The following is a 17,565-nucleotide window of genomic DNA, read 5'->3' as shown; positions in this document are numbered from 1 at the left end:
GCAAGAAACAGGGTCAGATTTACCCCAACGGACCTGTTTCGGCGATGGCGCGGCCATGACACGTTCTGGCTGCATGCAACGCGCTCCCGTCCGGCTTTTTTCTTTTAAAGCCGGTGGCTGCGATCGCCGAGCAGACGATGCCGGCCGGAATTCACGCAAGCTGCTGATTCCAGCGGCAAACCGCGGCCCATGCCGACAAAAGCCCGCGGCCGCTCCTTCTTAACCCGGCTGGACGTCGTTACCGGAGCGACATGAAACTGTCATGCGACTGTAATAATCGGGGGCTATTGGCCTCAGCGGGCGCCGGAGGAATGGCGCCGAGAGACCATATTCCGAACAGGAGCAGGCCACATGAGACATTTCATCCGCTCGGCGGCCGTTGCGATTGCAATGGCTGCGGCGACGACCACCCTCACCCTGTCCGCCGCGCTCGCCGCGGACATCTCCGGCGCCGGCGCCACCTTCCCCTACCCGATCTATGCGAAGTGGGCCGACACCTACAAGAAAGACACCGGCGTTGGCCTTAACTACCAGTCGATCGGTTCCGGCGGCGGCATCAAGCAGATCAAGGCCAAGACCGTTACCTTCGGCGCTTCGGATGCGCCGCTCAAGGGCGACGAGCTTGAAGCGACCGGACTGGCTCAGTTCCCGATGGTGATGGGCGGCATCGTTCCCGTCGTCAATCTCGAAGGCATCAAGCCGGGCGAGTTGGTTCTCGACGGCCCGACGCTGGCCGACATCTTCCTCGGCAAGATCACGAGCTGGGATGACGAAGCGATCAAGAAGCTCAATCCCGACGTCAAGCTGCCTTCGCAGGCGATCGCGGTCGTTCACCGTTCCGATGGTTCGGGCACGACGTTCAACTTCACCTATTACCTCGGCGACGTCAGCGCGGTCTGGAAAGAAAAGGTCGGCGTCGACAAGGCCGTGGAATGGCCGGTCGGCATCGGCGCCAAGGGCAATGAGGGCGTTGCCAACAACGTCTCCCAGACCGGCGGCGCGATCGGTTATGTCGAATATGCCTACGCCAAGCAGAACAAGCTCACCCACACCGATATGATCAACAAGGACGGCAAGAAGGTCGAGCCCACCGCGGCGGGGTTCTCGGCGGCAGCGGCCAATGCCGACTGGAGCTCGCAGCCGGGCTATGGCGTCATCCTCGCCAACGAGCCGGGCGCCGAGTCCTGGCCGATGACGGCGGCAACGTGGATCCTGCTCTACAAGAAGCCGGATGATGCCGCGACCACCGGCGAAGCGCTCAAATTCTTCGCCTGGGCATACGACAAGGGCGACGAGATGGCCGGCGAGCTGGACTACGTTCCGATGCCCGACAAGGTGGTTGAGAGCGTCAAGGCCATGTGGGCCAAGGAAGTCGTCGGCGACGACGGCAAGCCGCTCTACTCGGCTATGTAATCTCCTCCAGGGAGGGCGTCGATGGCGCCCTCCCTGTTGCCTTTAATCGCGAGGACCCAATGACCATCGCTTCCGATGCCATGCCATCATCTGCAGCAGCCCGGGCCAGGGAAGCTACTGTGCGGCGCTTCGCGCTCACAGATGCCATATTCCGCGGACTCACCCGCGCTTCCGCAATCCTTGTGCTGGTCATCCTCGGCGGTGTCGCCATCTCGCTGTTTGCCGGCTCATGGCAGGCGCTGTCGTCGTTCGGTTTTTCTTTCCTGACGACTGAGAGCTGGAATCCCGTTACGGAAAAATTTGGCGCACTGGCGCCGATCTACGGCACGCTGGTGACGGCGGCCATTGCCATCCTGATCGCGGTTCCGATCGGCATCGGCATTGCAATCTTTCTCACCGAGCTCTGCCCGCGCCCGCTCAGGCGTCCTATCGGCATAGCGGTCGAGCTGTTGGCCGGCATTCCTTCGATCATCTACGGCATCTGGGGCCTGTTCGTGTTCGCGCCGTTCCTGCAGACGACGATACAGCCCTTCATCATCAACATCTTCCACGGCGTGCCGGGACTATCCAGCCTTTTCGCCGGCCCTCCTTACGGCATCGGCCTTCTGACCTCGGCGCTGATCCTCGCCATCATGGTGCTGCCCTTCATCACCTCGATCACCAAGGACGTCTTCGATACGGTGCCGGCGGTGCTGAAGGAATCGGCCTATGGCATCGGTTGCACGACCTGGGAAGTGACCCGGCGCGTGGTCATTCCCTATACCCGCATCGGTATCATGGGCGGCGTCATGCTTGGCCTCGGCCGGGCACTCGGCGAAACCATGGCGGTGACTTTCGTCATCGGCAACGCACATCGCATCAGTGCCTCCCTGTTCGCGCCGGGCACGACGATCTCGGCGACCATCGCCAATGAATTCACCGAGGCCGACGGCGACCTCTACACCTCCTCGCTGGTTTCGCTCGGCCTGATCCTCTTCGTCATCACCTTCCTGATCCTCGCCGCCGCCCGCTATATGCTGATGCGGATCGACGCCCGTACGGGAGCCTGACCGATGTCGACATCCTCATCGCTCCACAGCCGCCGCAAAGCCAGGAATTCGGTGATGATGGCGCTTTGCGTCGTCGCCGCCGGCATCGGGCTTGCCTGGCTGGCGCTCATTCTCGGCGCGTTGGTCTATAAGGGCATAGCCGGGCTTTCGCTCGCGGTCTTCACCGAGATGACGCCACCACCGGGCGAGGCCGGCGGCTTGCTCAATGCCATCACGGGCAGCCTGCTGATGACGATCATCGCCGTTGTCGTCGGCACGCCGATCGGCGTGCTGGCGGGAACCTACATGGCCGAGTATGGACGCTTTTCGCGCATCACCACCGTCGTCCGCTTCATCAACGACATCCTGTTGTCGGCGCCGTCGATCATCATAGGCTTGTTTGTCTATGAGCTGATGGTGCGGCCAATGGGACATTTCTCGGCCATTGCCGGCGCCGTTGCGCTTGCCATCCTGGTCATTCCGGTGGTCGTGCGCACCACTGAAGACATGCTCAACCTGGTGCCGAACGCGTTGCGTGAAGCCGGTGCCGCGATCGGCGCGCCACGCTGGGTGGTGATCCGTTCGGTCGCCTACCGCGCCGCATTGTCCGGCATCGTCACCGGCATATTGCTGGCGATAGCACGCATTTCCGGCGAGACGGCGCCGCTGCTCTTCACCGCGCTCAACAACCAGTTCTGGAGCAGCAATATCAACGCGCCGATGGCCAGCCTGCCGGTGACCATCTTCCAGTTCGCTCTCAGCCCTTACGAGGAATGGCAGCAACTGGCGTGGACCGGCGCACTCATAATCACCCTGACGGTTCTGGGCTTGAGCATCCTCGCCCGCAGCCTTACCGGACGCAGAGAGGACAGATGACACAGATGTTGTCCCCAGACATGACGATGACCGAAACGGTCACCGAGAAGACGAAGATCGAGGTCAAGAATCTCAACTTCTACTACGGCCAGAGCAAGGCGCTGAAGGACATCAGCCTGTCGCTGCCCGAGCGCAGCGTCACGGCCTTCATCGGCCCTTCGGGCTGCGGGAAATCGACGCTGCTGCGTGTGTTCAACCGCATCTATGAGCTCTACCCAAAACAGACGGCCGAGGGCCAGGTGCTGCTCGACGGCAAGAACATTCTCGACCGGTCGCAGGATCTCAACCTCCTCAGGACCAAGATCGGCATGGTGTTCCAGAAGCCGACGCCGTTCCCGATGTCGATCTACGAGAACATCGCCTTCGGCGTCAGGCTCTACGAGAACCTCGGCAAGTCCGAGATGGACGGCCGCGTCGAACAGGCGTTGAAGCGCGCCGCGCTGTGGAGCGAGGTCAAGGACAAGCTCAACGCCAGCGGCTTGAGCCTATCCGGCGGCCAGCAGCAGCGGCTCTGTATCGCCCGCACCGTGGCCGTGAAGCCGGAAGTCATTCTGCTCGACGAACCGGCTTCGGCCCTCGACCCGCTGTCGACTGCCAAGATCGAGGAACTGATCGACGAATTGCAAGCCGACTACACGATCGTCATCGTCACCCACAACATGCAGCAGGCGGCGCGCGTGTCGCGCCAGACGGCCTTCATGTATCTGGGTGAACTGGTCGAGTTCGACCGGACCGAGAAGATCTTCACGTCGCCCCGCGAGAAGCGCACGCAGGACTACATCACTGGCCGCTTCGGCTGAGCCGTTCCGATCATGCATATGAGGACAGGACCATGGGCGAACACACAGTCGCTTCTTTCGACGAGGATCTCGAGCAGATCAGCAAGCTGATCCGCGACATGGCCGACCTCGCCGGTTCGATGGTCGGCGGGGCGACCAAGGCGCTGTTGAATTCCGACAACGTGCTGGCGCAACGCGTCGTTTCCGACGACGCCATCATGGATGCGCGTCAACGCGAACTGGACGACCGCGCTATCACCCTGATCGCCAAACGCCAGCCGATGGCCCACGATCTTCGCCATGTGGTCGGAGCGATCCGCATGGCGGGCGACCTCGAACGCATCGGCGACCTTGCCAAGAATATCGCCAAGCGCGTGAGTGCGGTCGGCCTCAGCGCCACGCCGCGGGACCTGTCGCATTCCATCGACGCGATGGCGCAGCTGGTTCTCATCCAGGTGCAGGGTGTCATCGAGGAATATGCTGCAGGCGATGCGGCCGCGTTGGCCAAGCTTCGTGCCGCCGACGAGCGCATCGACGTTAAATACACGTCCGTGTTCCGCGAGCTGTTGACCTACATGATGGAAGATCCGCGCAACATCACCGCTTGCACGCACCTGCTGTTCTGCGCCAAGAATCTGGAGCGGATCGGCGACCATGTCACCAACATCGCCGAAAATGCGTATTATGTGCTGACCGGCGAGCAATTGCCGGTCAATCGTCCGAAGCAGGACGAAACGACAATGTCCGCACCGGTGACATGATGGGGGTGCCCAGCCGATGATCGCACCACGCATAATGGTGGTGGAGGACGAGGAGCCGTTGGGTGTGCTGCTCCGCTACAATCTCGAATCCGAAGGCTACCAGGTCGAGGTGGTGACACGCGGCGACGAAGCCGAGATCCGTTTGCAGGAGAATGTGCCCGACCTTTTGGTGCTCGACTGGATGATACCAGCGGTTTCCGGCATCGAGCTCTGTCGTCGGTTGCGGGTGCGCCCCGAAACCGAGCGGCTGCCGATCATCATGCTGACCGCGCGCGGCGAGGAGAGCGACCGGGTGCGCGGTCTTTCGACCGGCGCCGACGACTATCTGGTCAAGCCGTTTTCGACACCGGAATTCATGGCCAGGGTCAAGGCGCTGCTGCGGCGCGCCAAGCCGGAAGTGCTGTCCAGCGTGCTGAAGGTCGGCGACATCGTGCTCGATCGCGAATCGCACAGGGTCTATCGCAAGAAGAGCGAAATCAGGCTCGGGCCGACCGAATTCCGGCTGCTCGAGTTCATGATGCGGCATCCGGGCCGTGTCTTCTCGCGCAGCCAGTTACTCGATAATGTCTGGGGGGAGACAATCTACATCGACGAACGCACCGTCGACGTGCATGTCGGGCGGCTGCGCAAAGCCGTCAACAACGGCCGGATGCCGGATGTCATCCGCACCATCCGCGGCGCCGGCTATGCGATCAGGGAAGATTGACCCGCCTGGTCAGGCTACGTTCTTTCTGACGCTGGGCCTCATTTGCGCGCCCGGCGCGAAAATCTCCTGGTCGACGAAGCTTAACGCCCGCATCGCGCAGCCTTCGCGGATCAGAGGCAATTCGTTCGGCTCTGTATCGAAGGAGATCGAGCCTGAATGCTGGCCGCCGGCGGTCTGGGCGATTGCCTTCCGCAAGGCCGGCTCGATCAGATCGAAGGCGGCGGCACTGGCGCCGACCATCGCGACCGGTGCCGGATCGATCAGCGCGAACAGCGAGCCGAGACCGAAACCCAGCGCTTCGCCGGCCTTGCGGTAGGCCTCGCGTTCCGGCCCATCTTTCTCGCGCGCCCGGGCCGCCAGTGCGCGCATGTCGGCGTCGCTGACGTCGGCGACCGGTTCGCTGTCTTCGCTCATCTGCCTGGCGTTGCGCCAGATGGCGTAGTTCCCGGCATACGCCTCGATGCAGCCGCGCCGCCCGCAACGGCAGAGCGCGCCGCCCGGACGATGGATCATGTGGCCAAATTCGCCGCCCGAGGAATGCGTCCCGGTGAACAGTTCGCCCTTCAGCACCAGCCCCATGCCGATGCCATGCGAAAGCAGGATGGCGATGAAGTCGTCGCGATAGCGATCCGGATTGCGCCAGCGCAAAGCCACCGCCATCATGTTGCAGTCGTTCTCCACCGTTGCCGGGATGCCGAATTCGTCCTCCAGCATGTCGGCAAAGGCGATGTCGGTCTGCGGCGTGATCGGCGACCACAGCATGGCGCGTGCAGGGGAGTCGGTAATGCCCTGAATCGCCAGGGCGATGCGGGCGACACTGCGGACGTCAAGATCTGGATCCTGCAGCCGGCGCCGGACGATGGCCATGCATTCACGGATCAGCTCGTCGCGCGGCATAGTCAGCGTGTCCAGCCGGCGCTGTTCCTCGGCGACCACCTGTCCCGTATAGTCGATAATGGCGGCCGAAAGGAAATTCAGCGACAACACCACGGTCAGCACCGCCGCCGCTTCCGGGTTGAGGGCGAGGCCGACTTGCGGACGACCGCGTTTCAACGAAACGGGCTCACTTGGCTTGCTCTCGGCGAGGATGCCTTCCCGTATCAGGTCGGAAGAAATCGCCGATATGGTCGAATGACTGAGGCCGGTGGTAGCTGCGATCTCAGTACGCGATGGCTGGCCGGCCCGGCGCACCGCCGAGATCACCATCGCCCGGTTGCGCCGGCGCAAATCGTCATGGCGGATTCCGACCGACATTGTTTTGCTTTCCTCCCGGTTGCCGCGGCCGCTCATGAACCGGAAGCCGTCGGTAATGTCCGACAAATAGTGTCGGATGAGGCAAATAGTGTCAGATGCAGGTGGCGCTGTCATCGTTTATTCCGACGCTCGAAAAAACTCGCAGAGTCATCAAAATCCATCAGAATCGATGTTGACAGCAGCCGGAGATCGGGCCAGTATTTTTTCGATGCTCGAAAAAATTAGAGCTTCTAAGCTGGTCTTTGAGCCAATTGGTCACGCCGTACGCGGCGCAGGGAGGATATGATGAAGAAATTCACGACCGCCATTCTGGCGGGTGTCGCCATGACGCTGGCGCTGGCGTCGGTGGCGCAGGCTAAAGACAAGGTCATCGGCGTTTCCTGGTCGAACTTCCAGGAAGAGCGCTGGAAGACCGACGAGGCCGCAATGAAGGCGGCCATCGAGGCCGCAGGCGACAAGTATATTTCCGCCGACGCACAGTCCAACCCCGGCAAGCAGCTCACCGACGTCGAGAGCCTGATCTCGCAGGGCGCCAACGCACTGATCATCCTGGCGCAGGACGCCTCGGCCATCGGGCCGGCCGTGCAAAAGGCGCTGGACGAAGGTATTCCGGTTGTCGGCTACGACCGGCTGATCGAGAACAAGGACGTCTTTTACCTGACCTTCGACAACAAGGAAGTCGGCCGCATGCAGGCCCGGGAAGTCTTCAAGGTGAAGCCGGAAGGCAACTATGTCTTCATCAAGGGTTCGGGTTCCGATCCGAATGCCGATTTCCTGTTTGCCGGTTCGATGGAGGTGCTGAAGGCGGCAATAGACAGCGGCAAGATCAAGAATGTCGGCGAGGCCTATACCGACGGCTGGCTGCCGGCCAACGCTCAGAAGAACATGGAACAGTTCCTGACCGCCAACGACAACAAGGTCGATGCCGTGGTCGCGGCCAATGACGGCACTGCCGGCGGCGTCGTCGCCGCGCTGACAGCGCAAGGGCTGGCCGGATCGGTTCCGGTTTCGGGCCAGGACGGCGACCACGCCGCGCTGAACCGCATCGCGCTCGGCACACAGACCGTGTCGGTGTGGAAGGATGCGCGCGAGCTCGGCAAGAATGCCGCCGAGATCGCCTCGCAGCTGGCCGACGGCAAGCAGATGACCGACATTGCCGGCGTGAAGGATTTCACCACGCCCGGCGGCAATACCGTCAAGTCGCTGTTCCTGACCCCGGTCGCCATCACCAAGGACAACCTCAACGTCGTCATCGACGCCGGCTGGATCAAGAAAGAAGAGGTCTGCGCCGGCGTGACGGCTGGCACTGTTGCAGTCTGCAACTGAGCCGACGTTTCCGAGAAGTCCGAACGCCGCGGCCGCTCGCCGCGGCGTTTTTCAACAAGAGTTGTTTTTCCGCTTCCGGCGGATAACTTCTAGGCTGCTTCCGGCATCCGCGGCAGACGGCAACCCGGCGGGAGAAACATCATGACCGACACGACGTCCAACACGCCGGTCGACAGCACGGCAGACCGGGCACGGGAATCCGAGCTCGGCATCGTTGCCCGATTTCTCAAGGCAACCGAACTCGACACGCGCATGCTCGGCATGGTCGGCGCGCTGCTGGTCATCTGGGTCGGCCTGCATGTCATTTCCAGCGTACGGCTCGGCGTCAATCCGTTCGACTTCGACAGCCGGACCTTCCTGACGCCACGCAATCTCTGGAACCTGTCGGTGCAGACTTCCGCCGTGGCCATAATGGCCGCCGGAATGGTGCTGGTTATCGTCATGCGCAATATCGACCTGTCGGTCGGTTCCGCCGAAGGTCTGATCGGCGTGGTCATGGGCTTTGCGCAGGTGCATTTCCTGGTGCGAATGATCGGTCTGCAATTAGGCAATCCCTGGATCTGGATCCTGGCACTGGCCATCGGCCTGGCGCTTGGCCTTCTGATCGGAGCGTTCCAGGGATACATCATCGCTTATCTCGAGGTGCCGGCCTTCATCGTGACGCTGGGCGGCCTTCTGGTCTGGCGGGGTGCCGCATGGTGGGTCGCCAGCGGTCAGACGATTGCGCCGCTTGATGCCACTTTCCAGCTGATGGGGGGCGGGCCGGCGGGTTCGATCGGCGCGCGATGGAGCTGGATCGTCGGAATTGTCGCGTGCCTAGCGGTTGTGTTCATGCTGCTCAACGGGCGGGTGCAGCGCAAGCGGTTCCGCTTTCCGTTGCGCCCGATCTGGGCCGAGACGTTCCTCGGTGTCCTCACCTGCGCTGCCATCATGGGCGCCATATGGCTTGCCAATTCCTATCCTTGGCCGGTCGGCATCGTGAACAGATATGCGGCGGCCAACAATATAACGGTTCCCGAAGGCGGGCTGTTCATCGCCCATGGCATCGCCATACCCGTGCTGATGGCTGTAGCCGTAGGGCTGATCATGACCTTCATCGCCAAGCGTACCCGTTTCGGCCGCTATGTCTTCGCCATCGGCGGCAATCCGGAAGCAGCCAACCTTGCCGGTATCAACACGCGCTGGGTGACCATGAAGGTGTTCATGATCATGGGCGTGCTGGCGACGATCGCCGCGGCGATCTCGTCAGCCAGGCAGAACTCGTCGACCAATGCGCTGGGCACGTTGGACGAGCTGCTGGTCATCGCGGCGGCGGTGATCGGCGGCACGTCGCTCGCCGGCGGCTCCGGCACAGTGCTCGGCGCCATGCTCGGCGCGCTTTTGATGCAGTCGCTGCAGTCCGGCATGGTGCTGCTCGGCATCGATTCACCGCTGCAGAGCATCGTTGTCGGCGCCGTGCTGGTGCTCGCGGTGTGGCTCGATACCGTCTATCGCAAACGTGTGTAGGGAGGAGGAACGATCATGGCAGACAAAACCGCTCCCACGGGCACGCCGCTGATCGACATGCGCAACATCTCCATCGCTTTCGGCGGCATTCGCGCCGTCGACGATGCCTCTGTCGACCTTTTCCCGGGCGAGGTGATGGCTTTGCTCGGTCACAACGGTGCCGGCAAATCGACGTTGATAAAAATCCTGTCCGGCGCCTACAAGCGCGATGCGGGCCAGATTTTGGTCAACGGCGAGGAGGCTTCGATCTCCAATCCCCGCGACGCCAAGAAGTACGGCATCGAGACGATCTACCAGACGCTGGCGCTGGCCGACAATGTCGATGCGGCCGCCAACCTGTTTCTCGGCCGCGAGCTGATGACCGGCTGGGGAACGCTCGACGACGTCGCCATGGAGGCCGAGGCGCGCAAAGTGATGGGCAGGCTCAATCCGCGTTTCCAACGCTTCAAGGAGCCGGTGGTAAAGCTTTCGGGCGGCCAGCGGCAGTCGGTGGCGATCGCCCGCGCCATCCTGTTCAATGCTCGCATCCTGATCATGGACGAGCCGACGGCTGCACTCGGGCCGCAAGAGACGGCGCAGGTCGGCGAACTGGTCAGGCAGCTCAAGGCCGACGGCATCGGCATCTTCCTGATCAGCCATGATATTCACGACGTGTTCGAGCTTGCCGACCGTGTCTGCGTCATGAAGAACGGTCGGGTTGTCGGAACGGCGCGCACAACCGACGTCACCCAGGACGAGGTGCTCGGCATGATCATCCTCGGCAAGTGCCCACCCGGCGCCATTCCGGGGCCGGGCGCGCTGAAGATCGCCGCATGAACGAGAATTAGCCGGCTAATCACACGCCGCCAAAATGTGCCAGCCGTCACCATGCTTTGGCCTCGCCATTGTGTTGGCGTCAGGACTTGCCCATAAAGATGCCGAACCGTCCACGGGACGTATCAGCAATTGAAGAAGCTTTTTCCGACCGTCGCTTTTATCGCCGTCGCGCTGATCAGCCTGACGATGGCGGGTTTTGCCTATTTTGCCACCCAGGAGGCGGCCCGCATTAAATTCGAGGCGACGGCAGACGACGCGCTTAACCGGATCGAAAGCCGCATCGACCTGGACCTGTCGCTGCTGCGTTCGACCCGGGCGCTGTTCGACGCACGCAATGGCGGTATCTCGCAGGGCGAGTTCAAGGCTTTCTTCAACGCGCTCGACGTCGACAATAATTTCGCCGGCCTGCGCGGCATCGGTTTCCTCCGCCTGGCGAAAACTGGCAACGAGGCGGCGGTCGAGCGCGACATCCTGCACGATCACGGCGCAAGCCATCCGATCTATCCCGACACGAACTTACCGTGGCGTACGCCCATCGTGCTGTTCGAACCGCTGGATCCGTCCAACAAATCCAGCATCGGCTACGACATGTTCACCGGGCCGGCGCGGCGCGAGGCGATCGAAAAGGCGATGGCCGACGACCAGCAGCACGCCAGCGGGCTCGTGCAGTTCGGCAAGGATACGGGTGCCGCGCAGACCTTTACCGGGTTCCTCGTCTTCGTCCGGCTCAATGTCGAAACCGCGCCGGACGCCGTGAACGCGACGAGATCCTCGACTGCCGGCTTCCTTTATGCGGCCTTCCGCGCCCGTGATCTGTTCCAGGCTGCGCTCAGCCGGGCACCATTGCTGCCGGTCAACACCGAGATCTATGACGGCACGGTGGACAGCGACAACCTGCTGTTCCAATCGGAAACGCCGCCTGTTTCGAGCCTCGGCGACAGGCTGCTGGTCACCCGCAAGGTCACCGTCGCCGGCCGGCCGTGGGTCGTCCTGTTCAGGCCGACAAGTGCTTTCTCGCAACCTTCCTCGCGCGCCATCCCGGTGATGCTCGGATTGTTCGGACTGCTGCTTGCGGGCGCCATCGCGCTGGTGGCCCGCTATCAGGAGCGGGCCTATGAGGCGGTCTCGCTGCTTCACGAAACGACCGAAAAGAGCCTGCTGGAAAAAGACCTGATGCTGCAGGAGATGAAGCATCGCATCAAGAACTCGATCACGCGGGTGCTGGCAATCGCGCGCCAGACAGCATCGCACACCACCGACGTCCAGGAATTCTCGGCTTCTTTCTCGGCCCGGCTGCAGGCGATGGCGGCTTCCCAGGACATGCTGACGCGCTCACGCTGGCAGAAAGCCGATCTCGGCGACCTGCTGCGCATCGAGCTAGGCCAGGTGTTCGGCAGCGAGCTTCCTGAAGGGCTGCTGTCGGGACCGCAGATTCTTCTCGATGAAAAGACGACGCAGGCACTCGGCCTCGTCTTTCACGAACTGGCGACGAATGCGCTGAAGCATGGCGAAGCCGGCAATTCAGTCGGTGCGCTGAAGGTCGACTGGTCGCTCGAAGCCCGTAGCGGCACCCGGACATTGGCTCTCAACTGGCGCGAGGCCGGTCAGAAGAAGCTTGAGAGACCGGCAAAGAGTGGTTTTGGCACCAGACTGATCGATCTCAACGTCACGCGCGAATTGCGTGGCACAATCAGGCGCGATTTTCGCGAAGATGGCTTGAACGTGGAAATCAAGGTTCCGCTGCCGGCCTGAAACGCCGTCTCGTGGGCCGCATCGCAACAGCGCTTTAAAGAGCAAACGCGGAGACAGGTGGCCTGCCTCCGCGTTTGCTGTTCGCCTGGAGCTCGAAACTAGTTGCAGCGAGCTGTGTAAATCCGGCCGTGACGATCTCTGTATTGGCAGTAGCCATTTTGCAGCCGGCGAACGAGCAGACCGCCAATCGCACCAGCGCCGGCGCCGATCAAAGCGCCCTTGCCGCCGCCGACAGCGCCACCAATGAGCGCGCCGCCCACAGTGCCGATACCCACGTTCTCTTCCGTGGTGGTGCAGCCGCTGACCGCAACCACGGCAACCATGGCAATAATCATCTTCCGCATGGAGTCATCCTCACTTTTGTCCTCACTTTAATAAGCTCCAGCCGCCATTTAGCATGAAAGTACGGCCTTTGCCCGCACGATTTCATTGTTGATTAAGATAGTCTTTTTCGGGGCGTGCGCCGTTCGATGCTACCACGAACCCGGAAATCTCCAAGGACGCATCGAGCGTGCCGTTGGGGCGCACGTTCCAGACGATCCTGTCATGGTCGTTCTCGAGCGCCGGATCGACGGCAAGGCATCTGGCGCCGACATGTTGGGCCTGGCCCTGCAGGTCAGCGACCGCGAACGGGCACGGCCGAGCACTCGGGCAGTGGTTTCAAAGCGATCAAGCAGAGGCGAGTTCGATTCAGATCAGTTGGGACGCGGCGGTCAGGACGATCGCGGCCATAAGCGCGACGGCGGCGAAGCGCAGGGGCGAAGCACGAGGCGCGGGCGTTGCGGGCGCGTCGGGATCCTGAAAACCGCCCATCGAGACGCGAGCGGCCTGTTCCAGTCTGTTCACGTCTGCAGCCGTCAACGCCCATCCCTTCACTTTGTGCCAAACTCAATCCGGCGGATCGGCACGTTCGCACAGGATCGGACTTTATGGTGAACAGTCGGTTAAAGATGGCGATGCGCAGCAAGCCTTCGCGCGGCGACCGCCGCTCGTTAATCCGTCTCGAAATTACCGTGAGGAACGACAAGGCGGTATTCGAGGCGGTTCCCGGTGATCTCAAGGGTCGCCGTTCCATTCAATGAAGTGGGCACGACGCGTTCGAGCGCGACGCTGCCAAAACGCTTCTCACTGCGCTGATTGTCGTTGGCTCCGATCACTTCGGCCCATGTCAGCGACAGCGCAGGCTCGCCAGCGGAAGCTGCCGTCAGATCGGCCGTCACCTCGACGAAACCGTCGCTGCGCGACAGTGCGCCATAGCTGACCGAATTGACGGCGAGCTCATGCATGGCCAAGCCGATGTGCAAGGCGGCATTGGGGTTGAGATATGGATTTGCGCCGCGGAAACGTAGGCTGTGCAAGGGATCCGCGCCGTACCTGCCGACCTGACCGGAAACCAGCTCGCGCAGCGCCGCTCCCCGCCAGTTGGATGACGTAACCAAATCCTGCGAGGAGGCCAGCGACTGCAATCGGCCCCGGAAGCGCGTCAGGAAATCGTCAATGCTGCCGGAATAACGGCCCGTCTGGGTGGCGATGCTCTGGATGATGGCCAAAAGGTTCTTGGAGCGATGACTGACTTCGCGCAGCAGCGCCTTCAACGTCTGCTCCCGGCGTTTCTGCTCGGTTGTTTCGACCATGGTGGTCACGACGCCCTGCACCGCGCCGGTCTCGCTGCGGTCGGCGTCTATCCACACCTGAAACCAGCGGGCGCCGTCATCGGCCGGCACACTGAGCTCAAGATGTTGAGGATTGCCGGAGACGATGACGTCGTGCTTGGCGGCGCCGATACGCTCTGCCTGCGCCGGCGGCAAGATGCCGTTGTTGTCGGAGGCATCGGAAGTCCAGGGCGCGCGCATGTTGCGCGCCCACACCGTCTTCATCTCGCGATCCTGGTACAGGACGGAAATCCCGGCATTGTGCAGTGCATGGAGAAGGGCCCGACCAAGCTGCATCCCGCTTTCGGCGGGATGCAAAGCGATGATCTCATCACTCTGGCCGCGGTCTTTCATTTTTCCGACTCTGGAACGCATCGGTCAATTTGCTCAACCCATGTCGGGCTGAACGGTTCGCGGAAAAATGGGTTCCAAAAGGAGGAGGTTCGTATCAAACCTTAAAAAGCGGTCCGCCGAGCGGCATCCCGTTGGAGGACACTGCCCGGCGGTGGCTGGAAACCGTTTGAGGGGTGCGGCTTCCAGTGTTCGCTTGAATGGCCGCTTGGCATTCACGCTCGTCTGATCAGGCCGGCAATAAGCGATATGATCAGGAAGGCGAGAAAGATGAAGAACAATATCTGCGCTATGCCGGCCGAGGTGCCAGCGATGCCGCCGAAACCAAGCGCACCGGCGATGATCGCCACGACGAGAAATACGAGCGCCCAGTAAAGCATGATCGATCTCCTTCCAATGCTGCGGTGAAAACGTGATTCGCCTCCGTTTGTTCCACCATTTTCCGAAAAAGACGATGCTGAAAATCTTCAGGGCCCGAATTGCCGCGGTGTGTGGAAAGGTCCAGTTGGTTGCCCCAGTTGGTTGCCAGTGAATTGAGCCGGCGTCACTCCCCTCTGATCCTGGGGAGCGGCTGTCTCGGCGGCCGCAGTTCGGCCGCCCGCTGTTTCATGCCGCGGCTTTCGCGTGCCGGTCAAAGAACAGGGCCTGGCTGATAAGAGCCTTGACCATGTCCGGATTGAACGGCTTGGTAACCAGGAATGCCGGTTCCGGCCGCTCGCCGGTGAGCAGGCGCTCGGGAAAGGCGGTGATGAAGATCACCGGTACCGAGGTCGACGACAGGATCTCATTCACGGCCGCTATGCCCGAACTTCCGTCGGCAAGCTGGATATCGGCAAGCACCATCTTTGGCCGCGCCTTGCCGAACATCGCCACCGCCTCGGCGTGGGTGCGCGCCGTTCCGACGACGCGGTGGCCGAGGCTTTCGACCATTTCCTCGATGTCCATGGCGATCAGCGGCTCATCCTCGATGATCAGCACGTCGGTTGCCACCTGACGGGAGATCTCGTTGCTCGCCTGCGCGAGGAGTTCGGAGAATTCCTGTTCGTCGACGTCGAGAATCTCCGCCGCCTCGTCTTCGCTGAAGCCTTCGACCGCCACCAGCAGAAAGGCTTGGCGGGGGCGAGGCGCAATTGCATTCAGATTGGCCGCGGCACGCTGTTCCCATGCCGACTGGGCATGCTCCTGCGGAACGCGAATGGCCACTGAGGTGAAGAGCTTGGCAAAGACCTTGTAGAGCGCGATGCGGTCGTTCGATGCGTTCGGAAAGATGTCGACATCGGCAATGATGGCCTCGAGCATTGCGGCGACCAGCGCGTCGCCGCTCTCCTGCGATCCGGATACTGCGCGCGAGAAGCGACGCAGGAACGGCAGGTGCGGAGCGATGGTTGCTGATAGGCTCATATTGGACGTCTCCCTCATATGACGTGATTGCATGTTACAGCTAAAAAACGGTTCGCAAGCCCAGAGTTGAAAACGCGGGTTCTGCGAAAAAGTTCCGATCATGCGGAACTAAATATATGGGCTGGCGTTTAGGGGCGGGTTGGGCAACCAGACGAGGCTGCCGCTTGCCTTGCGTTATGTGTTGAAGGGCGGCTTAAGGCTGGGACAAAAGGGCGAAATGAAGAACATGACGAAAGCTACCATGGGTGGCGTTGGCAACGGGCGCCGGGCTGCTTCCCGCGACCCGCTTGGGCCGAACTCGGAAATCGGCCGCAAACTCAAACAATACTACGACGAGCTGGTCTCCGACAATGTGCCGGATCGCTTCGCCCAACTGCTCAGCCAGTTGGAAAAAGCCGAACCTGTACAAAAGAAGGACTGAGGCATGGCGGCCGTCTCCCAGGGCTTCAAGACCGACTTGCTCGGCTCGATCCCGAGCCTGCGGGCTTTTGCCGTGTCGCTGACGCAAAACGCCGACAAGGCCGACGACCTGGTGCAGGAAACATTGGTCAAGGCATGGGACAAGCATGAAAGCTTCCAGCCCGGCACCAATCTGAAGGCATGGCTGTTCACGATCTTGCGCAACGAATTCTATTCGCAGATGCGCAAGCGCGGCCGCGAGGTGCAGGACAGCGATGGCGTCATGACGGCCAGGCTTGCCGTTCACCCGGCCCAGCACGGCCAACTTGACCTCGAGGACTTTCGCGGCGCGCTCGAATTGCTGCCAGAAGACCAGCGCGAAGCCATTATCCTCATCGGCGCGTCGGGCTTCTCCTACGAGGAAGCGGCCGAGATCTGCGGCTGCGCCGTCGGAACGATCAAGAGCCGCGTCAGCCGCGCCCGCACACGGCTGCAGGAAATTCTGAAGATCTCCGGTGAAGACGAGTATGGCCCGGACGCAATTTCGGCTCAGGTAACCGGGTCGACGGCTGCGTGAAGCGCGGCGTGTTCGAACCGCTCCGCGCCTCAGCGGAGAGGCGTTCGCCTGCAGGCCGCCGCCACTGCCTCGACGAGATCGTCTCCCGAATAGGGCTTGGTGACCAGTCTGACGCCGGGAAAGGATTTCTTGATCTCGTCCGTATCCGAATAGCCCGAGGCAAAGACGAACGGGATGCCCGCTTCACGCAGCCGCGAAGCAAATTGGAGCGTCGAAACGCCGCTCAGCATGAGGTCGACGATGGCCACATCGAACTGCGCGGCAACGTCTTGCTGTTCGATCTCAGTCAGATCACGGGCGATGACCACATTGAGCGCGCCGTAGTCGCGGCAAAGCTGCTCGATATCCATGGCAATCAGGAACTCATCTTCCAGGATAAGAATCCGCAAACCGTCGAGTGATGCGCGCACGCAGCAATATCTCCTTAAATTCGTCTCGATCGTGAAACGGGGGAAGTCATGATCGTTATTTGGCATGCTGTCATTTAAAAAAGACGCGCTGGCGCGGATGCGTCGGCCTCGGCCCATGCAAGGCATTTGCAACGCGCGCTGCCGGAGATAGGGTTAGAAGAGGTTCGTGCCGGAACCTTGGGGTCTGTCGGGCGTTTCGACCGAGCAAAAGCATGGAGAGTGAAGCAATGGCGACTGCCGCAGGAAAGGCCGCGAACGAAGCCCGCACGAATTCCGATATTGAGGCCGACATCGCACAACTGAAGGCCGACATCGACCAACTTACCAAGCTGTTGGCCAAAACTGGCGAACATGGCTACGGGGCAGCGCGGCGAGCCGCCGCCGAAAGCGTCGAGCAGTTGCGAACCCAGGGCGAGGCAGCCTTCGACAGCCTGCGCAGCAACGCCAGGGACATCGAGGCGCAGATGATAGCGCATATGCGCGAGAAGCCGGTGACGTCGCTGGCGATCGCCGCCGGCGTCGGGTTCCTCTTCGCGCTTCTCGCGCGCCGCTAGTTCT

Annotated in this window: 20 protein-coding genes; 13 read left to right on the top strand and 7 right to left on the bottom strand. The window is 61.7% G+C overall.

Features of this window, described 5'->3' with window-relative positions; genetic code table 11:
• The first annotated feature begins 351 nt into the window (after positions 1 to 351).
• Genes pstS through phoB form a run of 6 tightly spaced genes read left to right on the top strand, consistent with a single transcriptional unit; the run spans position 352 to position 5,563 of the window.
• Positions 352 to 1,413, top strand: a complete 1,062-nt coding sequence (gene pstS / locus NKH33_RS05685; RefSeq protein WP_352685935.1) for a phosphate ABC transporter substrate-binding protein PstS — start codon at positions 352 to 354, stop codon at positions 1,411 to 1,413.
• 59 nt (positions 1,414 to 1,472) lie between these two features.
• A complete protein-coding gene (gene pstC, locus NKH33_RS05680) occupies positions 1,473 to 2,462 on the top strand; it encodes a phosphate ABC transporter permease subunit PstC (RefSeq protein ID WP_352634128.1) in 990 nt (329 codons plus the stop codon).
• Positions 2,463 to 2,465: 3 nt separating this feature from the next.
• Positions 2,466 to 3,317 (top strand): phosphate ABC transporter permease PstA, encoded by an 852-nt coding sequence (pstA, locus tag NKH33_RS05675; RefSeq protein ID WP_352918436.1) that lies wholly within the window; start codon positions 2,466 to 2,468, stop codon positions 3,315 to 3,317.
• Positions 3,314 to 4,117, top strand: coding sequence for a phosphate ABC transporter ATP-binding protein PstB (gene pstB, locus NKH33_RS05670; RefSeq protein ID WP_254816571.1), 804 nt, complete (start codon positions 3,314 to 3,316; stop codon positions 4,115 to 4,117). Before pstA ends, pstB begins: the two co-directional genes overlap by 4 nt.
• Positions 4,118 to 4,149: 32 nt before the next feature.
• On the top strand, positions 4,150 to 4,857 hold the full coding sequence (gene phoU / locus NKH33_RS05665; protein ID WP_023678534.1) for a phosphate signaling complex protein PhoU: 708 nt from the start codon (positions 4,150 to 4,152) through the stop codon (positions 4,855 to 4,857).
• 16 nt (positions 4,858 to 4,873) lie between these two features.
• Positions 4,874 to 5,563 (top strand): phosphate regulon transcriptional regulator PhoB, encoded by a 690-nt coding sequence (phoB, locus tag NKH33_RS05660; protein ID WP_031212149.1) that lies wholly within the window; start codon positions 4,874 to 4,876, stop codon positions 5,561 to 5,563.
• 9 nt (positions 5,564 to 5,572) lie between these two features.
• Here phoB and NKH33_RS05655 read toward each other — a convergent pair whose 3' ends face one another.
• The gene (locus tag NKH33_RS05655) at positions 5,573 to 6,817 is read right to left on the bottom strand and encodes an ROK family protein (protein WP_352685931.1); all 1,245 of its coding nucleotides are present in this window, start codon (positions 6,815 to 6,817) and stop codon (positions 5,573 to 5,575) included.
• A gap of 285 nt (positions 6,818 to 7,102) precedes the next feature.
• On the opposite strand from NKH33_RS05655, the gene xylF reads away from it, so the two are divergent.
• The 4 genes from xylF to NKH33_RS05635 all read left to right on the top strand — a co-directional run bounded on the left by xylF (position 7,103) and on the right by NKH33_RS05635 (position 12,217).
• Positions 7,103 to 8,143: a D-xylose ABC transporter substrate-binding protein gene (xylF, locus tag NKH33_RS05650; RefSeq protein ID WP_352685929.1), complete on the top strand. Its 1,041-nt coding sequence runs from the start codon at positions 7,103 to 7,105 to the stop codon at positions 8,141 to 8,143.
• Between the two features lie 141 nt (positions 8,144 to 8,284).
• Positions 8,285 to 9,649, top strand: a complete 1,365-nt coding sequence (locus NKH33_RS05645) for a sugar ABC transporter permease (RefSeq protein WP_352821295.1) — start codon at positions 8,285 to 8,287, stop codon at positions 9,647 to 9,649.
• A gap of 15 nt (positions 9,650 to 9,664) precedes the next feature.
• Positions 9,665 to 10,465, top strand: coding sequence for an ATP-binding cassette domain-containing protein (locus tag NKH33_RS05640; protein WP_352613525.1), 801 nt, complete (start codon positions 9,665 to 9,667; stop codon positions 10,463 to 10,465).
• 129 nt (positions 10,466 to 10,594) lie between these two features.
• Entirely contained in the window at positions 10,595 to 12,217 is a 1,623-nt protein-coding gene (locus NKH33_RS05635) for a CHASE domain-containing protein (RefSeq protein WP_352821298.1), read from the top strand.
• 98 nt (positions 12,218 to 12,315) lie between these two features.
• Here NKH33_RS05635 and NKH33_RS05630 read toward each other — a convergent pair whose 3' ends face one another.
• The 5 genes from NKH33_RS05630 to NKH33_RS05610 all read right to left on the bottom strand — a co-directional run bounded on the left by NKH33_RS05630 (position 12,316) and on the right by NKH33_RS05610 (position 15,621).
• Positions 12,316 to 12,561, bottom strand: a complete 246-nt coding sequence (locus NKH33_RS05630; protein WP_006328050.1) for a YMGG-like glycine zipper-containing protein — start codon at positions 12,559 to 12,561, stop codon at positions 12,316 to 12,318.
• A gap of 346 nt (positions 12,562 to 12,907) precedes the next feature.
• A complete protein-coding gene (locus NKH33_RS05625; RefSeq protein WP_352685923.1) occupies positions 12,908 to 13,078 on the bottom strand; it encodes a hypothetical protein in 171 nt (56 codons plus the stop codon).
• Positions 13,079 to 13,209: 131 nt separating this feature from the next.
• A complete protein-coding gene (locus tag NKH33_RS05620; protein WP_352451150.1) occupies positions 13,210 to 14,244 on the bottom strand; it encodes a sensor histidine kinase in 1,035 nt (344 codons plus the stop codon).
• Positions 14,245 to 14,435: 191 nt separating this feature from the next.
• Positions 14,436 to 14,600, bottom strand: a complete 165-nt coding sequence (locus NKH33_RS05615; RefSeq protein ID WP_023678541.1) for a DUF1328 domain-containing protein — start codon at positions 14,598 to 14,600, stop codon at positions 14,436 to 14,438.
• Between the two features lie 226 nt (positions 14,601 to 14,826).
• The gene (locus NKH33_RS05610) at positions 14,827 to 15,621 is read right to left on the bottom strand and encodes a response regulator (RefSeq protein WP_352471123.1); all 795 of its coding nucleotides are present in this window, start codon (positions 15,619 to 15,621) and stop codon (positions 14,827 to 14,829) included.
• 217 nt (positions 15,622 to 15,838) lie between these two features.
• Between NKH33_RS05610 and NKH33_RS05605 the strand changes: the two genes are divergently transcribed.
• Positions 15,839 to 16,042: a NepR family anti-sigma factor gene (locus NKH33_RS05605; protein WP_023678543.1), complete on the top strand. Its 204-nt coding sequence runs from the start codon at positions 15,839 to 15,841 to the stop codon at positions 16,040 to 16,042.
• Between the two features lie 3 nt (positions 16,043 to 16,045).
• Positions 16,046 to 16,597, top strand: a complete 552-nt coding sequence (locus NKH33_RS05600; protein ID WP_023678544.1) for a sigma-70 family RNA polymerase sigma factor — start codon at positions 16,046 to 16,048, stop codon at positions 16,595 to 16,597.
• A gap of 29 nt (positions 16,598 to 16,626) precedes the next feature.
• Here the strand turns inward: NKH33_RS05600 and NKH33_RS05595 are convergent, their stop codons facing one another.
• A complete protein-coding gene (locus tag NKH33_RS05595; protein WP_352821300.1) occupies positions 16,627 to 17,124 on the bottom strand; it encodes a response regulator in 498 nt (165 codons plus the stop codon).
• A gap of 110 nt (positions 17,125 to 17,234) precedes the next feature.
• On the opposite strand from NKH33_RS05595, the gene NKH33_RS05590 reads away from it, so the two are divergent.
• Positions 17,235 to 17,561: an ElaB/YgaM/YqjD family protein gene (locus tag NKH33_RS05590; RefSeq protein ID WP_023678546.1), complete on the top strand. Its 327-nt coding sequence runs from the start codon at positions 17,235 to 17,237 to the stop codon at positions 17,559 to 17,561.
• The last annotated feature ends 4 nt before the right edge of the window (positions 17,562 to 17,565 follow it).

The organism is Mesorhizobium sp. M1182 (genome assembly GCF_040318335.1).
Lineage (GTDB): Bacteria > Pseudomonadota > Alphaproteobacteria > Rhizobiales > Rhizobiaceae > Mesorhizobium.
Note: the sequence above shows the minus strand (reverse complement) of the source record. Positions and strands in the feature narration are given on the sequence as shown.

What these genes read in the sequence shown, in the direction of transcription:
- pstS (WP_352685935.1), top strand. Translation starts at nt 352, where the DNA reads ATGAGACATTTCATCCGCTCGGCGGCCGTTGCGATTGCAATGGCTGCG.
- phoU (WP_023678534.1), top strand. Translation starts at nt 4,150, where the DNA reads ATGGGCGAACACACAGTCGCTTCTTTCGACGAGGATCTCGAGCAGATC.
- NKH33_RS05600 (WP_023678544.1), top strand. Translation starts at nt 16,046, where the DNA reads ATGGCGGCCGTCTCCCAGGGCTTCAAGACCGACTTGCTCGGCTCGATC.
- xylF (WP_352685929.1), top strand. Translation starts at nt 7,103, where the DNA reads ATGAAGAAATTCACGACCGCCATTCTGGCGGGTGTCGCCATGACGCTG.
- pstC (WP_352634128.1), top strand. Translation starts at nt 1,473, where the DNA reads ATGACCATCGCTTCCGATGCCATGCCATCATCTGCAGCAGCCCGGGCC.
- NKH33_RS05620 (WP_352451150.1), bottom strand. Translation starts at nt 14,244, where the DNA reads ATGCGTTCCAGAGTCGGAAAAATGAAAGACCGCGGCCAGAGTGATGAG.
- pstA (WP_352918436.1), top strand. Translation starts at nt 2,466, where the DNA reads ATGTCGACATCCTCATCGCTCCACAGCCGCCGCAAAGCCAGGAATTCG.
- NKH33_RS05630 (WP_006328050.1), bottom strand. Translation starts at nt 12,561, where the DNA reads ATGCGGAAGATGATTATTGCCATGGTTGCCGTGGTTGCGGTCAGCGGC.
- phoB (WP_031212149.1), top strand. Translation starts at nt 4,874, where the DNA reads ATGATCGCACCACGCATAATGGTGGTGGAGGACGAGGAGCCGTTGGGT.
- NKH33_RS05590 (WP_023678546.1), top strand. Translation starts at nt 17,235, where the DNA reads ATGGCGACTGCCGCAGGAAAGGCCGCGAACGAAGCCCGCACGAATTCC.
- NKH33_RS05645 (WP_352821295.1), top strand. Translation starts at nt 8,285, where the DNA reads ATGACCGACACGACGTCCAACACGCCGGTCGACAGCACGGCAGACCGG.
- NKH33_RS05655 (WP_352685931.1), bottom strand. Translation starts at nt 6,817, where the DNA reads ATGTCGGTCGGAATCCGCCATGACGATTTGCGCCGGCGCAACCGGGCG.
- NKH33_RS05595 (WP_352821300.1), bottom strand. Translation starts at nt 17,124, where the DNA reads ATGGGCCGAGGCCGACGCATCCGCGCCAGCGCGTCTTTTTTAAATGAC.
- pstB (WP_254816571.1), top strand. Translation starts at nt 3,314, where the DNA reads ATGACACAGATGTTGTCCCCAGACATGACGATGACCGAAACGGTCACC.
- NKH33_RS05640 (WP_352613525.1), top strand. Translation starts at nt 9,665, where the DNA reads ATGGCAGACAAAACCGCTCCCACGGGCACGCCGCTGATCGACATGCGC.
- NKH33_RS05610 (WP_352471123.1), bottom strand. Translation starts at nt 15,621, where the DNA reads ATGAGCCTATCAGCAACCATCGCTCCGCACCTGCCGTTCCTGCGTCGC.
- NKH33_RS05605 (WP_023678543.1), top strand. Translation starts at nt 15,839, where the DNA reads ATGAAGAACATGACGAAAGCTACCATGGGTGGCGTTGGCAACGGGCGC.
- NKH33_RS05615 (WP_023678541.1), bottom strand. Translation starts at nt 14,600, where the DNA reads ATGCTTTACTGGGCGCTCGTATTTCTCGTCGTGGCGATCATCGCCGGT.